The following is a 910-nucleotide window of genomic DNA, read 5'->3' as shown; positions in this document are numbered from 1 at the left end:
AACCTATCGTTTGGCATGTACCCAGGTTTATCTCATGGTGCGATAGACTTACTCCAGCAGCACGGTACAGAAGCACAAAAGCAAACCTACCTACCAAAGCTTATACAAGGCATTTGGACTGGCACCATGTGCTTGACCGAGCCTCAGTGCGGAACCGACTTGGGCCTAATCACCACAAAAGCTGAAGAGAACCCTGATGGCAGCTACGCTATCAGTGGAACAAAAATCTGGATTACCGGCGGAGAGCATGATCTTGTCGACAATATCATCCATTTAGTGCTGGCTAAAATACCTGGCAGCCCAGAAGGCAGCAAAGGTATCTCATTATTTGTCGTCCCAAAAGTGCTTGAAGACGGGTCGCGCAATCCAGCATTTTGTGGAGGCCTTGAGCACAAAATGGGAATCAAAGCATCAGCGACTTGCGTAATGAACTTTGAAAATGCCAAAGGCTGGCTAGTGGGAGAAGCAAACCAAGGTCTTAAGTGCATGTTCACCATGATGAATGCTGCCCGTATCATGGTAGGTATCCAAGGTTTGGGGCTGGCAGAAACGGCTTACCAAGTATCATTGGGGTTCGCCAAGGAGCGCTTACAAAGTCGCTCCCTGTCTGGGCCTCAAAACAAGTCAGGCAAGGCAGACCCGATTATTGTTCACCCTGACGTGCGCCGCATGCTTTTAAAGCAAAAGGTTTTGATAGAAGGGTCTAGAGCAATGGCCAGCTTGGCCGGCCTTCACTTTGACCTAAGTCACCACCACGCCGATTCAAATGTGCGGGAACGCTCCGATGATTTGTTTCAATTACTCACGCCCATCGTCAAATCATTTCTGACCGATGAAGGATATGCTTGCGTCGATGCGGGCCTCCAATCTATGGGTGGCTCTGGCTTCACACAGGATTGGCCTGTTGAGC

The 910-nt window shown here is 49.6% G+C and carries 1 protein-coding gene; it reads left to right on the top strand.

The annotated features are described in order from the left end of the window. Positions 1-910: acyl-CoA dehydrogenase family protein (locus A3729_RS26735; RefSeq protein WP_197476137.1), on the top strand; the 910-nt coding region annotated here is incomplete at both ends.

It is taken from the genome of Oleiphilus sp. HI0043 (assembly GCF_001634935.1).
The sequence above is the reverse complement of the archived record's forward strand: the minus strand, read 5'-3'. Positions and strand labels throughout refer to the sequence as shown.